General features: G+C 68.0%; 22 protein-coding genes. 8 read left to right on the top strand and 14 right to left on the bottom strand.

What is annotated here, in order from left to right:
• Positions 1 to 19 precede the first annotated feature (19 nt).
• Together AC1VNX_RS22205 and AC1VNX_RS22200 are read left to right on the top strand one after the other, a co-directional pair.
• Positions 20 to 997: an MBL fold metallo-hydrolase gene (locus AC1VNX_RS22205; RefSeq protein ID WP_483159490.1), complete on the top strand. Its 978-nt coding sequence runs from the start codon at positions 20 to 22 to the stop codon at positions 995 to 997.
• A gap of 109 nt (positions 998 to 1,106) precedes the next feature.
• Positions 1,107 to 2,042, top strand: a complete 936-nt coding sequence (locus AC1VNX_RS22200; protein WP_483159487.1) for a M14 family metallopeptidase — start codon at positions 1,107 to 1,109, stop codon at positions 2,040 to 2,042.
• 37 nt (positions 2,043 to 2,079) lie between these two features.
• On the opposite strand, the gene AC1VNX_RS22195 is transcribed toward AC1VNX_RS22200, so the two are convergent.
• The 6 genes from AC1VNX_RS22195 to AC1VNX_RS22170 all read right to left on the bottom strand — a co-directional run bounded on the left by AC1VNX_RS22195 (position 2,080) and on the right by AC1VNX_RS22170 (position 5,702).
• Complete coding sequence (locus AC1VNX_RS22195) at positions 2,080 to 2,436, bottom strand: HepT-like ribonuclease domain-containing protein (RefSeq protein ID WP_483159485.1); 357 nt, start codon at positions 2,434 to 2,436, stop codon at positions 2,080 to 2,082.
• Positions 2,433 to 2,723, bottom strand: coding sequence for a nucleotidyltransferase family protein (locus tag AC1VNX_RS22190; RefSeq protein ID WP_301511558.1), 291 nt, complete (start codon positions 2,721 to 2,723; stop codon positions 2,433 to 2,435). Before AC1VNX_RS22190 ends, AC1VNX_RS22195 begins: the two co-directional genes overlap by 4 nt.
• A 67-nt stretch (positions 2,724 to 2,790) precedes the next feature.
• On the bottom strand, positions 2,791 to 3,114 hold the full coding sequence (locus tag AC1VNX_RS22185) for a hypothetical protein (RefSeq protein WP_301511557.1): 324 nt from the start codon (positions 3,112 to 3,114) through the stop codon (positions 2,791 to 2,793).
• Positions 3,115 to 3,132: 18 nt separating this feature from the next.
• A complete protein-coding gene (locus tag AC1VNX_RS22180; protein ID WP_483159482.1) occupies positions 3,133 to 4,017 on the bottom strand; it encodes a restriction endonuclease in 885 nt (294 codons plus the stop codon).
• Between the two features lie 142 nt (positions 4,018 to 4,159).
• A complete protein-coding gene (locus AC1VNX_RS22175) occupies positions 4,160 to 5,065 on the bottom strand; it encodes a peptidoglycan DD-metalloendopeptidase family protein (RefSeq protein ID WP_483159480.1) in 906 nt (301 codons plus the stop codon).
• Between the two features lie 37 nt (positions 5,066 to 5,102).
• Complete coding sequence (locus AC1VNX_RS22170) at positions 5,103 to 5,702, bottom strand: pseudouridine synthase (RefSeq protein WP_483159478.1); 600 nt, start codon at positions 5,700 to 5,702, stop codon at positions 5,103 to 5,105.
• A gap of 92 nt (positions 5,703 to 5,794) precedes the next feature.
• Between AC1VNX_RS22170 and AC1VNX_RS22165 the strand changes: the two genes are divergently transcribed.
• Positions 5,795 to 6,100, top strand: a complete 306-nt coding sequence (locus AC1VNX_RS22165; protein WP_483159476.1) for a hypothetical protein — start codon at positions 5,795 to 5,797, stop codon at positions 6,098 to 6,100.
• 16 nt (positions 6,101 to 6,116) lie between these two features.
• Here the strand turns inward: AC1VNX_RS22165 and AC1VNX_RS22160 are convergent, their stop codons facing one another.
• The gene (locus tag AC1VNX_RS22160; RefSeq protein WP_483159474.1) at positions 6,117 to 7,934 is read right to left on the bottom strand and encodes a glutamine--tRNA ligase/YqeY domain fusion protein; all 1,818 of its coding nucleotides are present in this window, start codon (positions 7,932 to 7,934) and stop codon (positions 6,117 to 6,119) included.
• Positions 7,935 to 8,084: 150 nt separating this feature from the next.
• Between AC1VNX_RS22160 and AC1VNX_RS22155 the strand changes: the two genes are divergently transcribed.
• Entirely contained in the window at positions 8,085 to 8,426 is a 342-nt protein-coding gene (locus tag AC1VNX_RS22155; RefSeq protein WP_483159472.1) for a hypothetical protein, read from the top strand.
• 82 nt (positions 8,427 to 8,508) lie between these two features.
• On the opposite strand, the gene AC1VNX_RS22150 is transcribed toward AC1VNX_RS22155, so the two are convergent.
• The 5 genes from AC1VNX_RS22150 to AC1VNX_RS22130 are packed head-to-tail and all read right to left on the bottom strand — an operon-like array spanning position 8,509 to position 12,266.
• On the bottom strand, positions 8,509 to 9,357 hold the full coding sequence (locus AC1VNX_RS22150; RefSeq protein ID WP_483159470.1) for a LytR/AlgR family response regulator transcription factor: 849 nt from the start codon (positions 9,355 to 9,357) through the stop codon (positions 8,509 to 8,511).
• A 34-nt stretch (positions 9,358 to 9,391) separates the two neighbouring features.
• Positions 9,392 to 10,462 carry a sensor histidine kinase gene (locus AC1VNX_RS22145; RefSeq protein WP_483159468.1) on the bottom strand — a complete coding sequence of 357 codons (1,071 nt, stop codon included), beginning with the start codon at positions 10,460 to 10,462 and terminating at the stop codon, positions 9,392 to 9,394.
• Positions 10,459 to 10,758 carry a 2TM domain-containing protein gene (locus tag AC1VNX_RS22140; RefSeq protein WP_483159466.1) on the bottom strand — a complete coding sequence of 100 codons (300 nt, stop codon included), beginning with the start codon at positions 10,756 to 10,758 and terminating at the stop codon, positions 10,459 to 10,461. The genes AC1VNX_RS22145 and AC1VNX_RS22140 overlap by 4 nt, the downstream gene beginning before the upstream one ends.
• The gene (locus AC1VNX_RS22135; RefSeq protein WP_483159464.1) at positions 10,755 to 11,705 is read right to left on the bottom strand and encodes a sterol desaturase family protein; all 951 of its coding nucleotides are present in this window, start codon (positions 11,703 to 11,705) and stop codon (positions 10,755 to 10,757) included. Before AC1VNX_RS22135 ends, AC1VNX_RS22140 begins: the two co-directional genes overlap by 4 nt.
• A 39-nt stretch (positions 11,706 to 11,744) precedes the next feature.
• Positions 11,745 to 12,266 (bottom strand): DUF6622 family protein, encoded by a 522-nt coding sequence (locus tag AC1VNX_RS22130; RefSeq protein WP_483159462.1) that lies wholly within the window; start codon positions 12,264 to 12,266, stop codon positions 11,745 to 11,747.
• Between the two features lie 310 nt (positions 12,267 to 12,576).
• Between AC1VNX_RS22130 and AC1VNX_RS22125 the strand changes: the two genes are divergently transcribed.
• From AC1VNX_RS22125 to AC1VNX_RS22110, 4 genes are all read left to right on the top strand, one after another.
• Positions 12,577 to 14,241: an efflux RND transporter periplasmic adaptor subunit gene (locus AC1VNX_RS22125; protein WP_483159460.1), complete on the top strand. Its 1,665-nt coding sequence runs from the start codon at positions 12,577 to 12,579 to the stop codon at positions 14,239 to 14,241.
• Positions 14,242 to 14,281: 40 nt separating this feature from the next.
• A complete protein-coding gene (locus AC1VNX_RS22120; RefSeq protein WP_483159458.1) occupies positions 14,282 to 17,401 on the top strand; it encodes an efflux RND transporter permease subunit in 3,120 nt (1,039 codons plus the stop codon).
• A 673-nt stretch (positions 17,402 to 18,074) separates the two neighbouring features.
• Positions 18,075 to 21,449 carry an efflux RND transporter permease subunit gene (locus tag AC1VNX_RS22115; protein WP_483159456.1) on the top strand — a complete coding sequence of 1,125 codons (3,375 nt, stop codon included), beginning with the start codon at positions 18,075 to 18,077 and terminating at the stop codon, positions 21,447 to 21,449.
• 18 nt (positions 21,450 to 21,467) lie between these two features.
• On the top strand, positions 21,468 to 22,964 hold the full coding sequence (locus AC1VNX_RS22110; RefSeq protein ID WP_483159454.1) for an efflux transporter outer membrane subunit: 1,497 nt from the start codon (positions 21,468 to 21,470) through the stop codon (positions 22,962 to 22,964).
• Positions 22,965 to 23,033: 69 nt separating this feature from the next.
• Here AC1VNX_RS22110 and AC1VNX_RS22105 read toward each other — a convergent pair whose 3' ends face one another.
• Positions 23,034 to 23,399: an SPW repeat protein gene (locus AC1VNX_RS22105; protein WP_483159452.1), complete on the bottom strand. Its 366-nt coding sequence runs from the start codon at positions 23,397 to 23,399 to the stop codon at positions 23,034 to 23,036.
• Positions 23,400 to 23,487: 88 nt separating this feature from the next.
• Positions 23,488 to 24,489, bottom strand: coding sequence for a phosphotransferase enzyme family protein (locus tag AC1VNX_RS22100; protein WP_483159450.1), 1,002 nt, complete (start codon positions 24,487 to 24,489; stop codon positions 23,488 to 23,490).
• Between the last annotated feature and the right edge of the window lie 69 nt (positions 24,490 to 24,558).

Below are 24,558 nucleotides of genomic sequence, written 5' to 3'. Positions count from 1 at the left end.
ACCGCCGAGGAGTAGACCCATGACAACGACACCCGCTCGCTGGCTGCGCAAAGGCATCGCCGCACTGGCCGGCAGCCTGCTCATGCTTTCGTTCTCTTGCGTGGCGCAAGCCGGCGCGCCACAGGTCAAGACCCAGGCGCCGGGCTTCTACCGCATGATGCTCGGCGACTTCGAGGTGACGGCGCTGTTCGACGGCACCCTCGACCTCGAGCCCAAGAAGCTGCTCACCAACACCACCCAGGCGCAGGTCGGCAAGCTGCTCGACCGCGGCTTCGAGAAGGACGCCGTGCCCACCTCGGTGAACGGCTACCTCATCAACACAGGCAGCAAGCTGGTGCTGGTCGACACCGGCGCCGGCGGCCTCTTCGGCCCCACGCTCGGCAACCTGCAGGCCAACCTCAAGGCCGCCGGCTACCAGCCCGAGCAGGTCGACGACGTGCTCATCACCCACATGCACGGCGACCACGTCGGTGGCCTCGTGCAGGACGGCAAGCTGGTGTTTCCCAACGCCACCATCCACGCCGGGCAGGAAGACGCCGACTTCTGGCTGAACAAGGCCAACCTGGAGAAGGCCTCCGCCGAGATGAAGGGTTTCTTTCAGGGCGCGATGGCCTCGCTGAATCCGTACGTGGAAGCCGGCAAGTTCAAGGGCATGAAGGGCGGCACCGAGCTGCTGCCCGGCATCAGGGCCGTGCCCGCCCACGGCCACACACCGGGCCACAACATCTACGTCGTCGAATCCAGGGGCCAGAAGCTGGTGCTGTGGGGCGACCTGATGCACGTGGCCGCCGTGCAGTTCGCGCAGCCGCAGATCACCATTTCCTTCGACGTCGACTCGAAGCCCGCCGCCGTGGAGCGCAAGAAGGCGTACGCCGACGCGGCCAAGGGCCGCTACCTCGTGGGCAGCGCGCACCTGCCGTTCCCGGGGCTCGGCCATGTGCGGGCCGAGGGCAAGGGCTACGTTTGGGTGCCGGTGGACTACCAGCAGGTGCGATGAGTTACCGATGAAGGTTGAGCGGCGCGGGCCGGTGTTGCGGGGCCTGCGGGCGCGAACGCGCGCCCTGTAGCAAACTGGCCGGCTGCTCGGCTCCAATCTTCTCCGCCCCATGACCCAATCTCCCCCCGCCCTCGAAGTCCTTCCCCGCGACCTCTGCGCCTACCGCAAGGGCAACGTCGGCGTCGACTACGTGCACCGCTTCGAGTCCGGCAAGCCCGGCCCGCACGTGCTGATCAACGCGCTCACGCACGGCAACGAGATCTGCGGCATGACGGCGGCCACCCACCTGCTCGACAACGACGTGCGCCCGAAGATCGGCACGCTCACCGTCAGCTTCGCGAACGTGGCGGCATACGAATCCTTCAACGAGGCGCTGCCCTTCGACAGCCGGCAGCTGGTGCACAACCTCAACCGCATCTGGTCGCCCGAATGGCTGGACGGCAAGGAAGACAGCCCCGAGCTGAGCCGCGCGCGCATCCTGCGCCCGGTGGTGGAGGCGGCCGACCACATCCTCGACATCCACTCGACCAGCCAACCCGTCGTGCCCTTCTGGGTGTACCCGGCCTTCGAGCGCAACGCCAAGGTCGCCCTGGCCATCGGCCGACCCTCGGTGCACCTCGTGATGCCCGACGGCCTGGGCTCGGGCACGCCGCTCATCCAGTACGGCAGCCACGGCGGCCCCGACGGCAAGGGCGTTGCGATGGTGGTCGAGTGCGGCCAGCACTTCCTGCGCTCGGCATCCGACCTCGCCACCGCCGTCACGTATGACTTCCTCGCCTACTTCGGCCTGGTCGACAAGGACCCGGCGAGCCCGCCGCCCGAGCCGCAACGGCGCTTCCAGCTCCTGCAGACCTACGTCATCAAATCGCCCGACTTCGCCTTCGTGCGCCCGCTCATCGGCTTCGAGACCTTCGCCAAGGGCGAGCTGATCGCGACCAACGGCGACGAGGAAATCCGTGCCCTGTGCGACGACTGCACGATCTTCATGCCGGCCCAGCGCGCGATCGTGGGGCGCGAGGCGGTTTATCTGACCAAGCCGATCTGATGCTCAGCGTCCCTGCGCCAACCAGGGGCGCAGAGGCTCAGGTTTCCAACAGCCGCACGACCTGCTCGCGAAGCGACGGCAAATCGTGCTGGATGGTTCGCCAGACAAGGGTGTGATCGATGGTGAAGTAGCCGTGGGAAAGCGCGTTGCGCATCTCGTAGGCGAAGCGCCATGGAACAGCGGGGTGGGCCAGCGCGAACTCCGCGTGGTGCTTCACGATGTTGTTGCTGGCTTCGCCGATGACTTCCAGGTTGCGCACCACCGCGTCCTGGGTCTTTCGATCGGCCAGATAACTGTCGGCTGTAGCGTTGCTCGTGTACTCGCGGATGCTGTCGATCGCCTGCAGGATGTGGCCCAGGTAATCCGCCACCCGTTGCGGATCTCTTCGGCTCATACCGGCACAGCCTCGCGCAGCACCTGATCGCGAAACTTGGGAGGCAGGCCGTTGGGCGTGAGTACGTCTACTTCCATGCCCAGAAGACTCTTCAGCTCATGCCTGATGGCCCCGATGTCCATAAGCGTGGTTTGCGCCGTGGGCTCCACCAGCAGATCGAGGTCGCTGTCGGCCTCATCCTCGCCGCGCAATGCTGAACCGAAGACTCGCACACTGCTGACGTGATGGCTCAACGCGATCTCGCGGATGCGATCACGATGCAGCGACAGGGCTTCGGAGGGGCGCATGGTGCCGAGTGTAATGTTTGGCTGCCCAGGACCCTCGGGCCACGAGGCTGGTCCGTCAGCCAGCCGGTCAGCAGATCAGCAGGTGCCGGGGCTTGTCCACGGTGCTGTAGTCCGCGTGCCAATAGTGCGGGTCGTCGCAGGGGCTGAAGACGACCTTGGCGCTGGCATGGCGGTTGTCGAAGTGCTTGTCGAGCGTGACGTGCACCGAGCCAGTGTCCGGCCAATCCGTGCCTGCGTCGCAGACGCAGCTGCCCGAGGCGATCTCGGCCGCGACGATGGCCTGCAGCGCCGGGTGCAGGCGCTCGTTGAGCAGGGCGAGGATGGCCCGCCGGCTACCGGGACGCAGCGACGTGGTGAGGCAGGCTTCGGTGAACATTGGCTGAGCCGTCATCGTTAGTCAGTCTTGTGCTCATGCTGGCGAGGATGCCTTGGACATTGGAATCGTCCTGCCCCGGCATTTTGGATAGTTGGCACAGCCCCAGAAGCTTCCGTCGTTCTTGGAAGAGTTCTTTTCGACCATCTTCGTGCCGCAACTGGCGCAGGTGGGTCGCCAGTATTCGCCTTCATAGGCCACGGCGAGCAGGGCGGCCTGCTGCTCCGGCGTGCGCTGGCCAATCAGCTTGAGCAAGGCCGCGCCGTCCTGCGCGTGAATGCCGTTGGCCTTCGCGAAGGCAAGGGCTTCGGCGGAGAAAATCGAGCTCGTCACGTAAGTGCCGCCTTTGAGCTGGTGCGATGCCATCACGCCGAAAAACTCGCGCATCTCCTTCACGCTCACGGCCTTGCTCTGCCAGTGCTTGCATTGGACGATGCGCGGCACATCGCTGTGCTTGGAGTAAAGCCATATATCGATGCCGCCATCCGCGCCATGCGATTGGCTGCGCGTGGTGAATCCGGCCTGTGCATAGAGCGCTTCGCACAATGCTTCGAAGCGGCGCCATTCGATGGCTGCAAGCACACCCGGGCCCCATTGCAGTTCGCGTTGCGGCGTGGGCTCGGAGGGAGAAGCCCTGGATTGAGAGGGCGCCGGGGCCGGTCCAGGCTCGTGCCGGGGGGCAGCAGAAGAAGAGGATGGCTTGGGACGGGACGGCTTGGCCGCAGGCGGCTGCGGCGCCGCATGTTCCGCCTCTGGCAGGGACTCCTTGCGGGTGACGAAGTAGTGCAAACCCAGCAGCACCGCGCCAATGGCTAGCGCTGCCCAGCCTGCGGGCCGAAGCGCCGGACCGAGCGTGCCGATGATGGAGCCGTGCATGAAGCTCGGCCCCACCAGGAAGATGACGCCGATGATGGCCGCCATCCATCCCTTGCCTGCCAGCTCTCTACGCGCGCGCTCGCGGCGTCGCTCGGCTCTTGTTTGTTTGGCCATTGCTCCAACCCACCCCTTGTATGAGTAGTGCGAGTTTAGGAGCTGGGCGAAATCAGGAGTTCAGGGTGAGTACTCAGGCCGCGATGAACAGCGCCGGGTCCACCATCGCCCGATTCAGCATTACCGACCAATGCAGGTGCGGGCCAGTCACCCGCCCGGTCGCGCCCACGGCAGCCAGCGCTTCGCCGGTCTTCATCACGTCGCCGACCTTCACGTCGACGCGGCTCAGGTGGCAGTACATGGTCAGCAGGCCGCCGCCGTGGTCGAGCCAGACGGTGCCGCCGTTGAAGAAATAGTCTCCCGTGTCGATCACCTTGCCGGGCAGGGGCGCGAGCACCGGCGTGCCGGTGCCGGCGGCGATGTCCATGCCGCTGTGCGGATTGCGCGACTGGCCGTTGAACACGCGGCGCAGGCCGAAGGAGCTGGAGCGGCGGCCGGGGACGGGCACGCGCATCTGCAGGGCGGTGTCGGGGCGCATGTCGGTGAGGGTGGCCATCACGCCGGTGAGGTGGTCCCGTTCCTTGACGTAGCGCGCCTCGTCCTCGGGCGAGAGGTCGACGGTGCGCGGGGCCACGGTGAGGCGCTGTTCGCGGTATTGCTTCGGGGCGACGGTGTAGGCGATCTGGCGCTCGGGCTTGCCTTCGGCGCGCACGGTGATGCTCGCCTCGCCGGGTTCGGTCGCGAGGGGGATGCCGACGAGCGCGGTCCATTCGATGGCGTCGCCCACCACGAGCAGGGGGATGTCGCCCGTGAAGGCCTGTGGCCGCCTGGCCGATGGGCCCAGCGACAGGCGGGCCACGCCGCCGGGCACCTGCGACGCGCGGGGCCATACGCCGGGTGTTGCTGCGGGCTGTTTCTTTGCCGTCGATTTGGTCGCGGCGTTGGCGTGCATCGCGGCGATCAGGCCGATGGTGCCGAGCACGGCGCTGCGGCGGTTGAGGGCGAGAGGGGTGAGGGAAGAGGAGGGCGTTTGCTTCATGTGAAGAGAAGGTCGGGAAGTCGGTGGATGGAGGGCGCTATCCGCTCCAGGTTCCGGGCGCGAGGCCTGCGAGTGTGTGAGGCCCGATCGCGGCGCGGATCAGCCGCAGCGTCGGCAGCCCCACGGCCGCCGTCATGCGTCGCACCTGGCGGTTGCGGCCCTCGCGGATCGCGAGTTCGATCCACGCGGTGGGAATGCTCTTGCGCTCACGGATGGGCGGCTGCCGTTCCCACACCTCGGGCGGCGGGTCGAGCAGCCGGGCACGCGCCGGGCGCGTGGGGCCGTCGTTGAGTTGCACGCCCGAGCGCAGCGCGGCAAGCGCCGCTTCGGTCGGCTCGCCTTCGACCTGCACCCAGTAGATCTTTTCCATCTTGAAGCGCGGATCGGCGATGCGCGCCTGGAGCTTGCCGTCGTCGGTGAGCAGCAGCAGGCCCTCGCTGTCGGCGTCGAGCCGCCCGGCGACGTAGACGCCCGGAATGTCGATGAACTCCTTCAGCCCGCGCCAGCGGCCTTCGGGTGTGAACTGGCTGAGCACGCCGTACGGCTTGTTGAAGCGGATCAGGCGGGAGGAGGACGGCGAAGGCGACGCAGGTGATGGGAGCGAAGAACGAGGGGACGAAGGGCTCGGACGATTCATGTGCCGACAGGATAGCCCGGGTCTGTCCTGCAACCTCCGGCGGCCGGCGCGGCTCCAATCGACCTGTTCATTCGAGACACAGGGAATCCGGTATGACGACGATGCGAAGCTCCATCCAACTCGCCTGCGCGGCGATGGCCGGCCTGCTGCTGGCGGCGTGCAACAGCCCGGGCATCCGCGTGGGCGGCGCGCCCGAGGCCAGCGTGAAGAACTGCGTGGCAGCGGCGGCGCGCGAACTGAAGATGCCGCCGGCCAGCATCGTCGCCGACAAGGGCACGACGCCGCGCGACGGTGTCTACACGATCAACCTGAGGGTCGGGCCGCAGGGGCGCTCGGCGGTGTGCACCACCGACGAGAACAGCGCGGTGATCGGGGTGGTCTACAAGCGGCCCGAGTAACTACGGGCCTGCTTGCTCACTTGCCCCAGCTGTCCCGCATGCCGGCGGCGCGGTTGAACACCGGCTTGCCGACGGCGCCGCTGGCCTTCGCGTCGAGCACGAAGTAGCCGTGACGCTCGAACTGGATGCCGACGCCCGGCTCGGCCTTGGCCAGCGAGGGCTCGACGAAGGCCGAGCACACTTCCAGGCTGTTCTTGTTCAGCTCTTCCAGCAGCTCGCCGCTGCCCGGGTGGGCCTCGGCGAAGAGGCGCTCGTAGAGCCGCACTTCGGCCTGCACCGCGTCGGCGGCCGCCACCCAGGTGATGTTGCCCTTCACCTTGATCGCGTCGGCGCCAGGGGTGCCGCTCTTGGTGTCGGGCACCAGGGTGGCCTGCACTTCGACGAGCCTGCCATCGGCGTCCTTCGTGCCGCCGGTGCATTCGATGACGTGGCCGTACTTCAGCCGCACCTTGTTGCCGGGGAAGAGGCGGAAGAAGCCCTTGGGCTGCACTTCCTCGTAGTCGGTGCGTTCGATCCAGACTTCGCGGCCGAGCTTGAACTCGCGCTGGCCCATCTCGGGGTGGTGCGGATGCACGGGGGCCGAGCAGTTGTCCAGCGCATCGTCGCCGCCCATCAGCTCGCCCCAGTTGGTGATGACCAGCTTGACCGGATCGAGCACCGCCATGGCGCGCGGGGCGACGGGGTCGAGCGTGTCGCGGAGCGCGGCCTCGAGGCTGGCGTAGTCGATCCAGCCGCCCGACTTGGTGGTGCCGCTGCGCTCGCAGAACAGGCGCAGCGCCTCGGGCGTGTAGCCGCGGCGGCGCAGGCCGGCGATGGTGGGCATGCGGGGGTCGTCCCAGCCGTCGACGTACTTCTCTTCGACCAGCTGGCGCAGCTTGCGCTTGCTGGTGAGCACGTGGGTCACGTTCAGGCGCGCGAATTCGTACTGGCGCGGGTGCGGGCTGGCGATGAGGCCGCCTTCGGCGAGGCGGTCGAGCAGCCAGTCGTAGAAGGGGCGCTGGTCCTCGAACTCCAGCGTGCAGATGCTGTGGGTGATCTGCTCCAGCGCGTCCTCGATGGGGTGCGCGTAGGTGTACATCGGGTAGATGCACCACTTGTCGCCGGTGTTGTGGTGATGGGCACGGCGCACGCGGTACAGCGCGGGGTCGCGCATGTTGATGTTGGTGCTGGCCATGTCGATCTTCGCGCGCAGGATGGCGGCGCCGTCGGCCACCTGGCCGTCGCGCATGGCACGGAAGCGCGCGAGGTTCTCTTCGGGCGTGCGGGTGCGAAAGGGGCTGTCGGTGCCGGGCGTGTTGAAGTCGCCACGGTTCGCGCGCACTTCCTCGGCGGTCTGCTCGTCCACGTAGGCGAGGCCGGCGCCGATCAGGTATTCGGCGGCCTCGTACATGAAGTCGAAATAGTCGCTCGCGAAGTACTCGTGCGGCTGCAGGGTGCCGGGGGCGCTGGGGCGGTCGGCGAGGTAGGTCTCGTAGCCCAGCCACTTCACTGCGTCGCGGATGGAATCGACGTATTCCTGGTCTTCCTTCTCGGGGTTGGTGTCGTCGAAACGCAGGTGGCTCACGCCGCCGTATTCCTTGGCCAGCTCGAAATTGAGCCAGATGCTCTTGGCGTGGCCGATGTGCAGGTAGCCGTTGGGCTCGGGCGGAAAGCGCATGCGCACCTTGGCCGGATCGGCCATGCCCTGCGCGTGATGAGCGGCGTTGCCGGGCGATCCGCCCCACTTGCGGCCAGAATAGGCACCCTGCGCGAGGTCGTTCTCGATCACATGGCGCAGGAAATTGCTCGGTGCAGCGGTCGTTTTGGTGCCGCTTTTGTCGGTCGGGGAGGTCATTGCGGCATTTTAGGGGGCACCCCTCATGGGTTACCTTTGGCAACGTTCTTCACATTGGCCAGTGCACCCCGTTTGCATTTGCCGCGTTCAATACACCACATGGGCGGTTCAGATCCGAACGCAGCCCAACCAAACAAGGAGTGCAGGATCATGAGCTTCACACGTTCAACCTTTTTCAAGTGGGCCGCCGCGGGCGCCGTGGCAGCCGGTGCATTGTTTGCCGCCACCTCGGCCAGCGCCCGCAGCGACGTGAGCTGGTCGATCGGCGTCGGCGTCCCCGGTGTGGCGGTAGGCGTGGGCAGCCCGGCCTACTACCCGGCCCCGGTCTACGTGCCGCCGGCCCCCGTCTACTACGCGCCGCCGCCCCCGGTCTACTACCGCCCGCCGCCGGTCTATTACCGTCCGGCCCCGGTCTACTACGGCCCGCCGGCCTATTACGGCCCGCGCTACTACGGTCGTGGCTACTACCGCGGACATGGCCACTGGCGCTAAAAAGCCACGGCAATCGTGACTGAATGAAAAAAGCCGGCCCCGAAAGGGCCGGCTTTTTCTTTGGGCGCTCGCCCCGCCGATTTCACATCGCGCGAAAAAGATGGGCGTAGAGCCGGCTGACCGCGATCTTCTCGGCCCGACCGCGCAGCATCAGGTGCAGCTTGCCGGCCTCGTCGCGGTGCACCGATTCGATGGCCGAGCTGCGCACCACCACTGCCCGGTGCACCTGCCAGAAGGTGTCGGCGTCGAGTTGGGGCAGCAGCTGCTTCAGGGGCGTGCGGATCAGGTACTCGTGCGTGGCTGTCAGCACGCGCAGGTATTTGTCGGCCGCCTCGAAATACAGCACCTCGTCGATGGGCACCATGCGCACGGTGCTGCCGCCGGCGTCGCTGGCGGCAATCATGCGCAGCGGGGCGGGCGCGGCCGCAGCGGCTGCGGCCCCGGCGGCGCCCAGCACCTGGCGCCATTGGGCAAGTGTCTGCTCGAGCGCCGCATCCGCCAGCGCGGGCGTGGCCGCCGGCTGCCTCGCGGCCAGCGCCTGTTGCAGGCGGCCCACGGTCTTGCGCAGACGGTCGGGCTGCACCGGCTTGAGCACGTAGTCGATGGCCTGCGCCTCGAAGGCGCGGGCGGCGTATTCGTCGTAGGCCGTCACGAACACCAGTTGGGGCATGGGTGCCTCGTCGGCGGGCCAGCAGTCGGCCAGTTCGGCGGCGGCGCCGAGGCCGTCGAGCCCGGGCATGCGGATGTCGAAGAAAAGCACCTGCGGCAGCAGGCGCAGCGCCTCGCGGACGGCACTGCGGCCGTCGCCCGCGGTGGCGACGATCTGCAGTTCGGGCCATGCGGCGGCCAGTTCGGCCTTGAGGGCCTGGGCCAGGAGGGGCTCGTCCTCGGCGATGAGGGCGGTGGGGGCGGTGGGGGCGGCTGTGGTCATCTTGTCGTTGTTGTCCGGTCGTGTCGTGTTGCGCTCAGGCGGGCGCTGGAAAGCTCAGCGTGGCGAGGGTGCCGCCCGAAGGCGAGGGCGCCAGGCTCATGCGGCCGCGCTCGCCGTACACCGTGGCCAGCCGCTCGCGCACCTGCTCCAGCCCGAAGCCGCTGCCCTGCGACGGCGGCGCCGCGCCGAGGCCCACGCCGGTGTCGCTCACTTCGATCATCAGCAGGCCGCCTTCTTCTTGCCGGCGCGCGCGCACCACGATCTCGCCGCCTTCCACCTTCGGCTCCAGGCCGTGGCGGATGCTGTTTTCCACCAGCGGCTGCAGCAGCAGCGGCGGCACCGGCGCATCGCGCAGATCCTGCGGCAGCTCGAGCCTGTAGTGCAGCCGGTCGCCCATGCGCACCGACATCAGTTCCAGGTAGTCGCCCAGCCGGTCGAACTCGGCCGACAGCGGATGCGAGAGCGCGCGCGAGCCGCTGAGCGTCATGCGCAGGTAGCTGTTGAGCCGGTCGAGCATGGCCACGGCGCGCGGCGGGTCGACGGTGATCAGCACGCGCAGGTTGGCCAGCGTGTTGAAGAGCATGTGCGGCTCCAGCTGCGTCTCCAGCAGCTTCAGCCGCGCCTCGGTGGCGTTGCGCTGCGCCAGCTCGATCTGGCTCTGCATGTGCTTGCTCTTGCCGAGGCTGTAGAAGAAGAAGCACATGCCGACCGTCGCGATGATGGTGATCGTGACGCCGGTGGCCAGCTTGTGGCCCCTGATGTCGAGAAAGTCGAACCGGGGTGCGCCGAACACGGCGTCGCCGATGAGGTTGCCCACGAAGAAGCCGACGGCCACGCCCAGCGCGATCAGCATGAAGCCCCAGGGCCAGTTCGGCCAGTGGGTCTCGCGGTTCCCGCTGAGCAGGAGCCGCCCGGTGTCGATGAACAGCCAGCTGACCATCCCGATCGACAGCGAATAGACCAGATGACCGGCCCAGTTCTCGCCGCCGGTGATGGTCATGGCGATGGCGATGAGGCAGCAGAAGACGGCGGTGATCAGGCCATGCCGCAGCATGTCCCGGATGTTTTCCGCGCGGAAGCGGTGGAGCGTCGTCGTGGAACTCATCCGCGGTCCTGGCCCCCCAGCGCGCGGCGCTCGCGTTCGACCAGCCGGTCGTAGAAGCCGCCGCCCGGCGCGATGAACCAGACCACCGCCCCATGGATCAGGAGCCCCAGCCCCCAGCCCATGAGCGGATACATCGCCCAGCTGCGGCCGTTGGCGGCCGAGATGGTGACCAGGCCCAGGTTGACCAGCACGTAGACGAAGGCGTGGATGTACCAGCCCATCTTGGCGCCGGCGCGGCGGCGGGCGAGGCGCTCGACGTCGGAGCGGGAGGAATCGGACGATGCGTAGGAAGTCATGACAGCTCCTTGTATTGGACAGGAATGAAATCGGTGGCCACGGCAGGCTGCGGCTCCGCCTGCAGGGCCGCGCGCTGGCGCAGTTCCTCGGTGGTGTCGCCGGGGCCCTCGGGCTTCCAGCCGGGCGGCTTCACGAGGTAGCCGACGAAGGCGCGCACCGAGCGGGCCGAAGCCAAGTCGCGAAAGAGCGCGCGCCACTGGCCGAACTCGATCTCCAGGATGTTGTGCGTGGTGACCGGATTGACGAGGCCGTAGCGGCAGGGCACGTCGGCGCGCTCGGGAATGTAGGTGCCGAACAGGCGGTCGAACACGATCAGCACGCCGCCGTAGTTGCCGTCCAGGTATTCCAGGTTGGAGGCGTGGTGCACGCGATGGGCCGAGGGGGTGTTCAACACCCATTCGAGCGGGCCGAGGCGCGGGATCCAGGTCGCGTGGATCCAGAACTGGTACAGCAGGTTCAGCGTGAGCATCAGCAGGACCACCCGGGGCGGCATGCCCAGCAGCGGCGCCAGCATGAAGAAGGCCAGGGTGCCGGTGAGGCGGCCGGTCCAGCCGAACCGGTAGGCGGCCGACAGGTTCAGCTGGTTCGGCGAATGGTGGATGGAATGGGTGCACCAGAACCAGCGCACCCGGTGCGCGGCGCGGTGATACCAGTAATAGCAGAACTCCTGGCCGACGAAGCAGGCGGCCCAGCCGGTCCAGTGGTCCATCGGCAGGGTGAAGAGGCGGTGGGCGTAGAACCAGTCCATCGCGCCGGTCCAGAAGGCCAGGGGCAGCAGCCAGCGCAGGGGGTATTCGCGCACCAGGAAGTCGAACACCGAGACACCGGCGGCCTTCCAGTCGTAGCTGCGCCAGCCGTTGCGCCACGAGAGCGCCAGGGCCTCGGCGATGGAGGCGACGAGCACCACCGTGACGGAGATCTTGAGGATGAGCAAGAGCGCGTTCATGGTGGTGTGTCTTCTTCTGGAAGTCGTGGCTCGGGAATATTAGGCGGCGCGGGCGGCGGCAGCCATAGCGTCAGTGCGGATGGCCAGTTTCCACAGGCGCACGGCGCGGGCCGCGAACACGCCGGTGAATGCGCCGTACAGAACGGGCACCACGAGGGCGAGGGTGGGCTGGTGGCGCAGTTCGGGGTGCATGGCCAGGGTGGCGCCCACCACGTACTTGGTCAGGAAGATGCCCATCATGAGCGCGAGCGGCACCGGGCTGCCGGCCACGTCGAACTGGCGCGTGGCCGCGTCGTAGCGGGTGGCGGCGGGCAGCGGGCGCTGCAGCACCAGCGCCGCCATCACCGCCGCGGCGGCAGCCCAGCCCAGCAGGGCGCCGAAGGAGTCGCCGAACACCGAGACCACGCCGTAGAGCGACAGGCCGCCCATGGCGACGGGCATCAGCGTGACGCGGGTCAGGCTCACCTGGTTGGCCAGCAGCTGCTTCGCGCCAAGCCACAGCAGCAGGAAGAAGACGGCGAACACCCACTTGGGCGTGTGAAGGATGATTTGCATCAGCATGGCGGCACTCCGTTGAAGGTGAAAGGTGAAGAAAAACTGAAAAGAGCGGCGGGAGGGAATCGATGGGGTGGACTGTGCCGGCGCCCACCCACCCCCGCCACCGCGGTGCGACGGAATGCGCGCAGGCGGCGCGAATTGCAGCCGGGGGGCGCGAATTGCGGGGTTTCGCGGCGCTTTTGGGAGGCTCTGGGGAGGCTCCGAGGGGTGCCGGCCAGCTTTACCGCCGCTTTACGGCCCAGCAAAGAGGCGGACTACCATCCGCGCTGTACTACGCTGGTCCGCACCTCTGCACCTTTCGCACGCACCGTCCATGGAACAAGAAAAACCAACCGAGCCTCTGCCTTCCACCGTGTCTCCCACGCATCCGGCGGTACGCAGACGCCGTTGGATGGGCAGCCTGCTGGCCCTGCTGCTGCTGGCGGCGCTGGGCGGCGGCGCCTGGTATCTGGTCCAGCGTTCGAAGATGCCGGTGGCAGGCCCCGGTGCGGGCCCCGGCGCCGGCCGGCAGGGCGGGCCCGGTGGCCCGGGTGGTCCCGGCGGCCCTGGCGGACGCGGCGGCGGTGGCGCGGCCTCCAGCACGGTCGGCATCGCGACTGCCAGGCAGGCCGACATTCCGGTGCAGCTGGAGGCGCTGGGCACCGTCACGCCGCTGGCCAACGTGATCGTCCAGCCGCAGGTGTCGGGCGTGCTCACGGCCGTGCTCTTCCAGGAAGGGCAGATGGTCAGGAAGGGCGACGTGCTCGCCACCATCGATCCGCAGCCGTTCCAGAACGCCCTCGGCCAGGCCACCGGCGCGCGGCAGCGCGACGAGGCGCAGCTGGCCGCGGCGCGCGTCACGCTGCAGCGCTACCAGACCCTGCTGGGCCAGGACTCCATCGCCCGCCAGGACGTGGACACCCAGGCCGCGCTGGTCAAGCAGCTCGAAGGCACCGTGGCCATCGACCGCGCCAACGAGAACACCGCCAAGCTCAACCTCGCCTGGAGCCGCATCACCGCGCCGGTGAGCGGGCGCATCGGCCTGCGGCCGGTGGACGCGGGCAACTACATCTCCACCGGCACGACCAACGGCATCGCGACCATCACGCAGATCGCGCCCATCGACGTCGAGTTCGCCATTCCGCAGGACCGCGTGCCCGAGGTGCAGGAGCGCCTGGCCCAGGGCGCCAGGCTCGACGCCACCGCCTTCGATCGCACCCGCACGCGCCGGCTCGCGAACGGCACCTTCTCCACGCTGGACAACCTGGTCGACACCGCCACCGGCACCGTCAAGGCCAAGGCCCGCTTCACCAACGCGGACAACTCGCTGTTCCCGAACCAGTTCGTCAACCTGCGGCTGCTGCTGCGCACCGTGAGCAGCGCCGTGGTGGTGCCCGTCACGGCGCTGCGCCACGGCCCCAACGGCGACTTCGTGTACGTGCTGAACGAGGACAGCACCGTGTCGCAGCGGCCGGTGACGCGCGGCGAATCGAGCGTGGACAACGTGGCGATCATGTCGGGCCTGAAGGCCGGCGAGCAGGTCGTGACCGAAGGCGGCGACCGGCTGAAGGACGGCGCGCGGGTGCAGACCCAGGTCGACCGTCCGGCCGGCGCGGCATCGGCGCCTGCGGGTGGCACGCATCGCGGGCGCCGGCAGGGTGGCCAGGGCGGACAAGGCGCCGCTGGCGCGGGTGCGCCCAAGGCCGGTGAAGCCGGCCCGGCAGCGGCTGCTCCGGCCTCTCCGACTGCCCCGGCTACATCGCCGGCACCTTCCGCGCAACCGGCGCCCGCCGTTCCCGCGACCCCTGCCAAGCTCCCGACCGCCGAGCAGCGCCAGCGCATGCTCGACTCCGCCAAGGACGACCCCGAGCAGCTCGAACGCCGCAAGCGTTTCCTCGAAGCGCTGGACCGCGGCGACCCTGCCGCGCTGGAGCGCTGGCAGCGCATGTCCGAAGGCCGAGGCGGCGAGGGCGCGCAGGGCAGGCGCGGCAATCAATGACGAGCGGTCGCAGCAGCATCAGCAGTACGGAGGCCCCGCGTTGAGCCCGTCACGTCCGTTCATCCTCCGGCCGGTGGCGACTTCGCTGCTGATGGTCGCCATCGTGCTGGCCGGCCTGGTGGCGTTCCGCTTCCTGCCGCTGTCGGCGCTGCCGCAGGTCGACTACCCGACCATCCAGGTGCAGACGCTCTACCCCGGGGGCAGCCCCGAGGTCATGAGCAACACCGTCACCGCGCCGCTGGAGCGCCAGTTCGGCCAGATGTCGGGCCTGGACCGCATGAGCTCGACCAGCGCCGCTGGCGTGTCGATCATCACGCTGCAGTTCTCGCTGGGCCAGACGCTGGACGTGGCCGAGCAGGAAGTGCAGGCCGCCATCAACGCCGGCGGCTCGCTGCTGCCGGCCGACCTGCCTGCGCCGCCGGTGTACGCCAAGGTCAACCCGGCCGACGCGCCGGTGCTCACGCTGTCGATCACCTCCGACACGCTGCCGCTGACCGACGTGCAGAACTTGGTCAACACCCGGCTCGCGCAGAAGATCAGCCAGGTCTCTGGTGTGGGTCTGGTGTCGCTCAGCGGCGGGCAGCGTCCGGCCATGCGCATCCAGGCCAACACACAGGCGCTGGCGGCCAACGGCATCGGGCTGGACACGCTGCGCACGGCGATCTCGGCGGCCAATTCGAATGGCGCCAAGGGCAGCTTCGACGGACCGAAGCGTGCATACACGATCAATTCGAACGACCAGCTGATGACGGTCGACGACTACAAGAACCTGATCGTCTCGTACAAGAACGGCGCGCCGATCCGCATGGTCGACGTGGCGCAGGTGGTCAACAGCGCCGAGAACAACCAGCTCGCCGCATGGGCCGGCAACAAGGCCGACGGCACCAGCAAGCTCTCGCCCGCGATCATCATGAACGTGCAGCGCCAGCCCGGCGCCAACGTGATCGCCACCGTCGACGCCATCAAGAAGCAGCTGCCCGAGCTGCAGGCCGGCCTGCCCGCCGGGCTGAAGATCGAAGTGCTCAGCGACCGCACCGCCGGCATCCGCGCCTCGGTGCAGCACGTCGAGATGGAACTGGTGCTGGCCGTGGTGCTCGTGGTGCTGGTGATCTTCGCCTTCCTGGGCAGCCTGCGCGCCACCGTCATCGCCAGCATCGCGGTGCCCATCTCGCTGATCGGCACCTTCGGGCTGATGTACCTGCTGGGCTACAGCCTCAACAACCTGAGCCTGATGGCACTGACCATCGCCACCGGCTTCGTGGTGGACGATGCGATCGTGATGATCGAGAACATCGCGCGCTACATCGAGGAGGGCGAGAAACCCCTGCAGGCCGCGTTCAAGGGCGCCACGCAGATCGGCTTCACCATCATCTCGCTGACCGTGTCGCTCATCGCGGTGCTGATCCCGCTGCTCTTCATGGGCGACGTGGTGGGGCGCCTGTTCCGCGAGTTCGCGGTGACGCTGGCCATCACCATCCTGATCTCGGCGGTCGTCTCCCTCACGCTGGTGCCGATGATGTCGGCGCGCTGGCTCAAGCACGAAGAAAAGAAGCAGGTTTCGGACAAGGGCTTCGGTGCGCGCGCCCAGCGCTTCTTCAGCGGCGTGATGGTGCGCTACGACCGCTCGCTGCACTGGGTGATCGACCACCAGGCGCTCACGCTGCTGGTCGCGCTGCTCACCATGGTGCTGACCGTGGTGCTGTACCTCACCATCCCCAAGGGCCTGTTCCCCACCCAGGACACCGGCCAGCTCCAGGCCCGCGTGCAGGCCGCCCAGGACGTGTCGTTCGACCGCATGTCGCAGCTGCAGCTGCAGGCGGCGCAGGCCATCCTCGAAGACCCGGCGGTCGAGAACCTCAGTTCTTTTGTCGGCGTCGACGCCGCCAACAACACCATGCTGCACACCGGCAGCATGCTCATCAACCTCGTGAAGGACCGCGACAGCCAGCAGGTCGTGATGGACCGCCTGCGCGAGCGCGTGCGGCAGGTGGCGGGCGTCACGCTCTACCTGCAGCCCACGCAGGACCTCACCATCGACGCCGAAACCGGCCCCACCGAGTACCGCATGTCGCTCGAAGGCGTGGACAGCGCCGCCATCACCGAGTGGATGAAGAAGCTCGTGGCGAAGCTGCAGGAATCGGACAAGGTGCGCAACGTGAGCAGCGACGCCGGCGCACAGGGCCTGGCGGCCTTCGTGAACGTCAACCGCGACACGGCTGCGCGGCTGTCCATCACTGCGAGCACCGTGGACGACGCGCTCTACAGCGCCTTCGGCCAGCGCATCGTCTCGACCATCTTCACCGAGACGAACCAGTACCGCGTGATCCTGGAGGCCCAGCCCGGGATGGTGAACACGCCGCAGACGCTCGGGCAACTGAGCCTGATCGCTGGCTCGGGCACCGCGACGCCGCTGTCGGCCATCGCGCAGATCAGCGAGCAGCAGGCGCCGCTGCAGATCACGCACGTGGCGCAGTACCCGGCGAGCACGCTGAACTTCGACACCGCGCCCGGCGTTTCGCTCGGAGCTTCGGTCGATGCGATCCGCGCGGCGGCGAAGGACATCGGGCTGCCCAGCAGCGTGACGATGACTTTCCTTGGGGCTTCAGGTGCTTACGAGAAGTCGCTGTCCAACCAGCTGTGGCTGATTCTGGCTGCGGTGGTGTGCGTGTACATCGTGCTGGGGGTGCTGTACGAAAGCTATGTGCATCCGCTGACGATTCTGTCCACGCTGCCTTCGGCTGGGGTGGGGGCGCTGCTGGCGCTGATGATCACGGGCAATGACCTGGGGGTGATCGGGATCATCGGGATCATTCTGCTGATCGGCATCGTGAAGAAGAACGCGATCATGATGATCGACTTTGCGATCGATGCAGAGCGGACTCAGGGGAAGTCTCCTCGGGAGGCCATTCACCAGGCTGCTTTGTTGCGGTTCCGGCCTATCTTGATGACTACGTTGGCGGCGCTGTTTGCTGCTGTGCCGTTGATGTTGAGTTTTGGGGATGGGGCTGAGTTGAGGCGTCCTCTTGGGCTGGCGATTTTTGGGGGGCTGATCGTCAGTCAGCTGCTTACCTTGTTCACTACGCCGGTTATTTATCTGGCGTTTGATCGGTTGGGTGGGGGGAGTGCTCGGCGGGTTGAGATTGAGGAGGAGGCGGTTTGAGCTTTTTTGCCTCTTGCCGTTTGGTTTTCCGGGGCCGGGTCTCGCCCCGGCGGGCGACCTACTTTCTTTTGCTTCGCCAAAAGAAAGTAGGCAAAGAAAAGGCGACCCTACTCCTACTGTCTGCGTCCCTTCGCTTCGCTACGGGCAACCTGCGGTGCTCGGCGCAGGAGGGGGTCCGCAGAACTCGCTTCGCTCAAACAGCTGCGGCCCTTATCCCTCCTGCGCCTGCGCTCCTCGGCACAGCCAGAAGGGAGCGACACGCGCCATCGCTGCGCTCGGCGACTGAACAGCCCACACTGGCCATCGCTTCACTCGGCGGCGCATCAGATTCCCGTGGCCTGAACAAACCCAACGATCCATTCCAAGCACGGCAGGCGCGAAGCGCCTGCCGTGCCTTGGAGGCCGAGCGAAGCAAAGGCCCGAGCGTCCCCCCACCCCTCTGGCTGCGCCGAGGAGCGCAGCGTTTCGCGGATAAGGGCTCGCAGCTGTTTGAGCGAAGCGAGTTCTGCGAGACCCCGCGAAACGCGAGCACCGCAGGTTGCCCGCAGCGAAGCGGAGGGTCGCAGACAGTGGGGTCGCCTTTTCTTTGCTTACTTTCTTTTGGCGAAGCAAAAGAAAGTGAGTCGGCCGCCGGGCCGAGACCCGGCCTCTGCCCTCCGCAAGGAGCGCAGCAATGAACCTCTCCCTACCTTTCGTCCGCCGCCCCATAGGCACGGTCCTGCTAACCATCGGAGTAGCCCTGGCCGGCATAGCCGCCTTCTTCGTCCTCCCAGTCTCCCCACTCCCCCAAGTCGACTACCCAGTCATCTCCGTAAGAGCCTCGATCCCCGGAGCCAGCCCCGAAACAATGGCCACCAGCGTAGCCACCCCGCTGGAACGCCACCTGGGAACCATCGCAGGCGTCAACGAAATGACGTCCACCAGCTCCGTAGGCTCCACCCGCGTAACGCTGCAATTCGACCTCAGCCGCAACATCGACGGCGCCGCCCGCGAGGTGCAGGCCGCGATCAACGCCAGCCGCATCGACCTCCCGGCCACGCTGCGCAGCAACCCGACCTACCGCAAGGCCAACCCGGCGGCGTCGCCGGTCATCATCCTGGCGCTCACGTCGAAGACCAAGACGCCAGGCCAGATCTACGACGCCGTGTCGAACATCGTCAGCCAGCGCCTGTCGCAGGTGGACGGCGTGGGCGACGTGGAGATCGGCGGGGGCTCGCTGCCCGCCGTGCGCATCGAGCTGCTGCCGTTCGCGCTGAACCGCTACGGCATCAGCACCGAGGACGTGCGCGCCGCGATCCAGGCCTCGAACGCCAACCGGCCCAAGGGCATGGTGCAGGGCGATGGGCGCAAGCTGCAGATCTACACGCAGACGCCGGCGCTGCGCGCGAGCGACTACGCGCCGATGGTGATCGCCTGGCGCAACGGGGCGGCGGTGCGGCTGCAGGACGTGGCGGAGGTGGTCGACGGCGTGGAGGACACGCGCACGCTGGGCCTGTTCAACGGCGAGCCGGCGATCATCGTGCTGATCACGCGGCAGCCTTCGGCCAACATCATCGAGACGGTCGACAGCGTGCGGGCGCTGCTGCCGGAGCTGCAGGCGCAGCTGCCGCCCGACGTGACGCTGCAGGTGGCGTCGGACAGCACCAATTCCATCCGCGGCTCGCTGCGCGAGGTGGAGCTCACGCTGGTCATTTCCGTCATCCTGGTGGTGCTGGTGGTAAGCCTGTTCCTGCGCAGCGTGCGCGCGACGATCGTGCCTGCCGTGGCGACGGTGGCGGCGCTGCTGGGCACCTTCGGGGTGATGTACCTGCTGGGCTTCAGCCTCAACAACCTGAGCCTGATGGCGCTCACGGTGGCCACCGGCTTCGTGGTGGACGACGCCATCGTGGTGCTCGAGAACACCAGCCGGCACATCGAGTCGGGCATGACGCGCATGAAGGCGGCGTTGCTGGGCGCGAAGGAGGTGGGCTTCACGGTGCTGTCGATCAGCGTGTCGCTGGTGGCGGTGTTCATTCCGCTGCTGTTCATGGGCGGGCAGGTGGGGCGGCTGTTCCGCGAGTTCGCGGTCACGCTTTCGGCGGCGGTGCTGATCTCGCTGGTGATTTCGCTGACCACCACGCCGATGATGTGCGCCTGGCTGCTCAAACCCGGCGGCGAGCATGACAAGAACAAGCCGCAAGGTCGCCTCGGCCGCATGGCGGCGCGCAGCTACGACTGGATGCTCAGGGTCTACGAGCGCAGCCTGGACTGGGCGCTCGACAGCAAGGCGCTGGTCATGGTGATCCTGGTGGCGGTGATCGGGCTCAACGTGTATCTGTTCAGCGCCGCGCCCAAGGGCTTCTTCCCGCAGCAGGACAGCGGCCAGCTCAACGGCGGCCTGCGCGCGGACCAGAGCATCTCGTCGCAGGCGCTCGCCGAGAAGCTGCGGCAGGTCGTCGACATCATCCGCAAGGACGAGGCTGTCGACACCGTGGTGGGCTTCACCGGCGCGGGCCGGGCAGGGGGCGGCTTCATGTTCGTCAACCTGAAGCCGGCGAACCAGCGCAAGGACAGCGGCCTGGCCGTGATCGCGCGGCTGCGCCCGCAGCTCAACCAGGTGACCGGCCTGCGCGTGTTCCTGGGCACGGTGCAGGACGTGCGCTCGGGCGGCCGCGCCAGCAACTCGACCTACCAGTACACGCTCAAGAGCGACAACGTGGCCGACCTGCGCACCTGGGCCGTGAAGCTGGCCGACGAGCTGAAGCTGCAGCCGGTGCTGACGGACATCGACACCGACCAGGACCAGAACGGCGTAGAGACGGTGGCCAAGGTCGACCCCGACAGCGCACGCCGGCTGGGGCTGACATCGACAGCCATCGACAACGCGCTCTACAACGCCTTCGGCCAGCGGCAGGTGGCGACCATCTACACCGAGCTGAACCAGTACCACGTGGTGATGGAGTGGGCGCAGCGCTACACGCGCAGCCCGAACTCGCTGAGCGACGTGTACGTGCCGGCCACCAGGACATCGGTGGTGGGGGGGCAGACGGTGACCACGCAGGTGGCGGCGAGCAGCACTTCCTCATCGTCGTCTTCCTCGTCGAGTTCGTCGTCGTCGTCTTCTTCTTCGTCCTCGTCCTCGTCCTCGTCCTCGTCCTCGTCCTCGTCCTCGTCCTCGTCCTCGTCCTCGTCCTCGTCCTCGTCCTCGTCCTCGTCCTCGTCCGCCGCGGCCACCGTGCCGGTGTCGGCCAACGCCGCGCTGCGCAACGCATCGACGGGCAACGTGCTGAGCAACACGGCCACGGCGCTCGTGCCGCTGTCGGCGGTCGCGAAGTTCGAGGAGCAGTCGGTGGCCACCTCGGTGAGCCACGAAGACGGCGAGCTGGCCACGACCATCTCGTTCAACCTCGCCGAAGGCGCCAACCTGGGCGACGCGCGAGAGGCCATCGCCAAGGCAGAGGCCAACATCGCCATGCCGACCAACGTGCGCGGCGCGTTCGCGGGCACGGCGGCGAGCGCGCAGCAGTCGCAGGGCCAGCAGGCAATGCTGATCCTGGCGGCGCTGATCGTGATCTACATCGTGCTGGGCATCCTGTACGAGAGCCTGGTGCACCCGATCACGGTGCTGTCGACGCTGCCTTCGGCCGGCGTGGGCGCGGTGCTGGCGCTCTTGATGTTCCGCATGGAGTTTTCCATCATCGCGCTGATCGGCGTGTTCCTGCTGATCGGCATCGTGAAGAAGAACGCCATCCTGATCATCGATTTCGCGCTGGAGGCCGAGCGCTCGCGCGGGCTCACGCCGCTGGCGGCGGTGCGCGAGGCCTGCCTGCTGCGCTTCCGCCCGATCCTGATGACCACCATGGCGGCCGCGCTCGGCGCGCTGCCGCTGGCCATCGGCTTCGGCGAGGGCGCCGAGCTGCGCCGGCCGCTGGGCGTGGCCATCATCGGCGGGCTGATCGCGAGTCAGTTGCTGACCCTGCTGACGACGCCGGTGGTCTACCTGCTGCTCGACAAGCTGCGCCGCCGCAGCGCCAACGAACACGAGCTCAGCCGTGTGACGGCCGCCTGAGCGAGAAACGACAACGACATGACCGCATTGCCTTCCTCTTCTTCTGCTTCCACCTCCCGCCTTTCGCTCTCGGCGATCGCGCTGGCCGCCATGCTCGCGCTCGCGGGCTGCGCCGTCGGCCCGCGCTACGAGCAGCCGGCCACTGCCGCATCGGCCGGCTGGAAGGAGCAGAAGGCCGCCGAGGGCTGGCTGCCCGCCGCGCCGGCCGATGCGCTCGACCGTGGCGAGTGGTGGAAGCTCTTCGGCGACGCCACGCTCGACGACCTTGCCGGGCGCGTACAGGTGTCGAACCAGAACATCGCCGCGGCGGTGGCCAACTACACGCAGGCCCAGGCGCTGGTGCGCGGCGAGCGCGCGGCGCTGTTCCCGTCGGTGTCGCTCGACGGCAGCGGCAAGCGCTCGGGCACGGTGGGCGGCAGCAGCACTTCGAGCCCGTCGAACAGCTTCTCGGCATCGCTGGGCGCGAGCTGGACGCCGGACGTCTGGGGCCGTTTGCGCGAGGCGGTGAGCAGCGCGCAGGCCAACGCACAGGCCAGCGAGGCCGACCTGGCCGCGGCGCGGCTGTCGGCCATCGGCGACCTGGCGACCAACTACTTCTCGCTGCGCGAGGCCGACGCCGAGATCGTGCTGCTCGACGAGACCATCCAGGGCTACCAGCGCGCCTTCGAGATCACGAGCAACCGCTACGCGGCCGGCATCGCCGCGCAGACCGACGTGCTGCAGGCCCAGACGCAGCTGGTGAATGCCAAGGCCGAGCGCGTGGGGCTGCAGCGCACGCGCGCCACTTATGAGCACGCCATTGCGGCGCTGATCGGCGTGGCGCCGGCAGACTTCAACCTGCCGGCCGCGCAATGGACGCCCACGGTGCCCGGCGTGCCGCTGGGCGTGCCCTCGACGCTGCTGCAGCGCCGGCCCGACATCGCGGCGGCCGAGCGCTCGGTGGCGGCGGCCAATGCGCAGATCGGGATCGCGCGCGCGGCCTACTTCCCCAACATCAGCCTCACGGCTTCGGTCGGCAGCAGCAACGTCAGCCGGGTGAAGGATCTGTTCAGCTCGTCCAACACGCTGTGGGGGCTGGGGCTGTCGGTGGCGCAGGTGGTGTTCGACGCGGGCGCGATCGCGGCCAACGTCGATTCGGCGAAGGCGGGCTACGAATCCAGCGTGGCGCGCTATCGCCAGACCGTGCTCACGGCATTCCAGGCGGTGGAAGACCAGCTGACCGCGAGCGCCACGCTCGCGCAGCAGGAAGGCCTGCGCCGCGAGGCTTCGGCAGCGGCGGGCAAGACCGAGCAGCAGCTGCTCAACCGCTACCGCGCCGGGCAGGTGAGCTACACCGACGTGGTCACGGCACAGGCCGCCGCGCTCAGCGCGCGGCGCACGCTGGTGCAGCTGCAGGTCAACCGCCAGACCACTGCCATCGCGCTGATCCAGGCGATGGGCGGTGGCTGGCAGGCCGGGTGGATGGATGGCGCCGCGCAGGCGCAGCCCGTCGCTTCACCCACCACCAGGCAGTGAGCGTCCGTGCCTGACGGCGGCCTGGCGTGGCCGCCGTTGCCGTCCCGAACGGGGACGGCCCGGCTCAGGTCAATGCGCCGGACGGTCGATGGTGTGGCCCAGGTAGTCCTTGTCGGTCACCAGCACCCACAGCGCCAGCACCAGGATCACCGCGGCCACGAGCACCGCGTTGACCATCGCCGTCTCCGTGCCGCTGAAGCCGAGCACCCAGGGCGACACGGCGAGCCAGGCGGCCAGCGCGACTTCGGTCCATTCTTCCCACTGTCGGGGCACGAAGGTCGCACCCAGGGCCACCGCGCCGAGCACGATGCCGGTCGCCACCATCGTCCACATGGCGGCCGTCATGCCCGAAAAGCCGAGAACCCAGGGCGAGACGATCAGCCAGGCGCCGGCGACGGCGTTGACGGGGTCTTGCCAATGCTTCACTTGCTTCATGGTCATTACCTCCTGTCGCGACAAGGCGCCGCGACAGGATTTGGACCCTTGCCGCGGGGAAGGGGTTCCTGCCGGGGCCCCGCCGCGCCTAGAGTGGCAACTCCAATGTTTCCCACTTGCGCAGCATGGTCACCTGCCGGCGGAGGTAATCGGTAGGCATCGCCTGGGAGCCCCAGACGGGAATACGGCCGGCGTACTCTCCCAGCAGCCAGAACTGGCGTGCAGCCATGAAGCGGGGGATGGCGGCGAGGTCGGCGTCCGAAACGGGCCGCGCCTCGCGATAGGCTGAGATGAAGTTCTGCCACTGCTGCGCTGCTTTGTCGCTCATAACGCCATCGGCCGTGCGGGGATACAGGTTCCACGGATAGACGGACAGCTCGTAGGCGAGGTAGCCGGGGCCTGCTTCGTCGAAGTCGAAGAACACCGCCTCGCGCCGCCCTTGCGCATCGCTCTGGATGAAGTTGTTGCTGCCGTGCGCGTCGCCGTGGCAGAGCACGTGGCTGAGTTCGCCCAGTGCCAGAACGGCGGCTTGCAGGCGCTCGCCGATTTCCTCGAACTGGGGGCGCAGCTCGGCGGTCATGGTCGGCGCGCGCAGCAGGCCCTGCAATGGCCGCATCAGGAGGTAGTCCAGGTCCAGGCGGTAGGTGCTCTCCGGGCCGGCGTAGCTTTCGCCCGCCGCATGCAGAGCGGCCAGTCCGCGCGCGAAGGTTTCGATGTCGGGAGCCGTGTCGCCGGTGAACTCGCCGGACAGGTGCTCGAACAGCATCAGCGCGCGCGGGCCTTCGGGCAGCGGCACTTCGATGGCGATTTCGCCGCCGGCGGTCGGTACGCAGCGCGAGACGCGGCAGCCGGCTCCGGCCCAATGCTCCAGCGCTGCCGCCTCGAACTGCAGATTGGGCGCACCGCGCGGCCGTTCGGCGCTGAGCCTGGCCACGACGCGTCGCCCGTCCGCAAGGCCCAGCCGGTAGACCTGATTGAAGCTGCGCCGAAGGAATTCGCTCTCGACCACCTCGCCGAGGCCGTAGCGGTCCTGCACGAGCATCGCGATGCTCGCGGCGGTCGGTGTGGATTGCGCGATTTCCAGTTTCATCCGACGCTCCCCAAAAGGAAAAAGGGCGCGATTATGCGGGCTTGCGGCAAGCGGCCCCGGAACTCGTCT

The sequence above is a fragment of the Variovorax sp. TLI9-5A genome (genome assembly GCF_056867935.1).
This window is presented reverse-complemented; position numbering and strand designations above follow the sequence as displayed.

Coding starts and splice junctions, on each gene's coding strand:
- AC1VNX_RS22205 (WP_483159490.1), top strand. CDS start 20: ATGACAACGACACCCGCTCGCTGGCTGCGCAAAGGCATCGCCGCACTG.
- AC1VNX_RS22200 (WP_483159487.1), top strand. CDS start 1,107: ATGACCCAATCTCCCCCCGCCCTCGAAGTCCTTCCCCGCGACCTCTGC.
- AC1VNX_RS22195 (WP_483159485.1), bottom strand. CDS start 2,436: ATGAGCCGAAGAGATCCGCAACGGGTGGCGGATTACCTGGGCCACATC.
- AC1VNX_RS22190 (WP_301511558.1), bottom strand. CDS start 2,723: ATGCGCCCCTCCGAAGCCCTGTCGCTGCATCGTGATCGCATCCGCGAG.
- AC1VNX_RS22185 (WP_301511557.1), bottom strand. CDS start 3,114: ATGACGGCTCAGCCAATGTTCACCGAAGCCTGCCTCACCACGTCGCTG.
- AC1VNX_RS22180 (WP_483159482.1), bottom strand. CDS start 4,017: ATGGCGGCCATCATCGGCGTCATCTTCCTGGTGGGGCCGAGCTTCATG.
- AC1VNX_RS22175 (WP_483159480.1), bottom strand. CDS start 5,065: ATGAAGCAAACGCCCTCCTCTTCCCTCACCCCTCTCGCCCTCAACCGC.
- AC1VNX_RS22170 (WP_483159478.1), bottom strand. CDS start 5,702: ATGAATCGTCCGAGCCCTTCGTCCCCTCGTTCTTCGCTCCCATCACCT.
- AC1VNX_RS22165 (WP_483159476.1), top strand. CDS start 5,795: ATGACGACGATGCGAAGCTCCATCCAACTCGCCTGCGCGGCGATGGCC.
- AC1VNX_RS22160 (WP_483159474.1), bottom strand. CDS start 7,934: ATGACCTCCCCGACCGACAAAAGCGGCACCAAAACGACCGCTGCACCG.
- AC1VNX_RS22155 (WP_483159472.1), top strand. CDS start 8,085: ATGAGCTTCACACGTTCAACCTTTTTCAAGTGGGCCGCCGCGGGCGCC.
- AC1VNX_RS22150 (WP_483159470.1), bottom strand. CDS start 9,357: ATGACCACAGCCGCCCCCACCGCCCCCACCGCCCTCATCGCCGAGGAC.
- AC1VNX_RS22145 (WP_483159468.1), bottom strand. CDS start 10,462: ATGAGTTCCACGACGACGCTCCACCGCTTCCGCGCGGAAAACATCCGG.
- AC1VNX_RS22140 (WP_483159466.1), bottom strand. CDS start 10,758: ATGACTTCCTACGCATCGTCCGATTCCTCCCGCTCCGACGTCGAGCGC.
- AC1VNX_RS22135 (WP_483159464.1), bottom strand. CDS start 11,705: ATGAACGCGCTCTTGCTCATCCTCAAGATCTCCGTCACGGTGGTGCTC.
- AC1VNX_RS22130 (WP_483159462.1), bottom strand. CDS start 12,266: ATGCTGATGCAAATCATCCTTCACACGCCCAAGTGGGTGTTCGCCGTC.
- AC1VNX_RS22125 (WP_483159460.1), top strand. CDS start 12,577: ATGGAACAAGAAAAACCAACCGAGCCTCTGCCTTCCACCGTGTCTCCC.
- AC1VNX_RS22115 (WP_483159456.1), top strand. CDS start 18,075: ATGAACCTCTCCCTACCTTTCGTCCGCCGCCCCATAGGCACGGTCCTG.
- AC1VNX_RS22110 (WP_483159454.1), top strand. CDS start 21,468: ATGACCGCATTGCCTTCCTCTTCTTCTGCTTCCACCTCCCGCCTTTCG.
- AC1VNX_RS22105 (WP_483159452.1), bottom strand. CDS start 23,399: ATGAAGCAAGTGAAGCATTGGCAAGACCCCGTCAACGCCGTCGCCGGC.
- AC1VNX_RS22100 (WP_483159450.1), bottom strand. CDS start 24,489: ATGAAACTGGAAATCGCGCAATCCACACCGACCGCCGCGAGCATCGCG.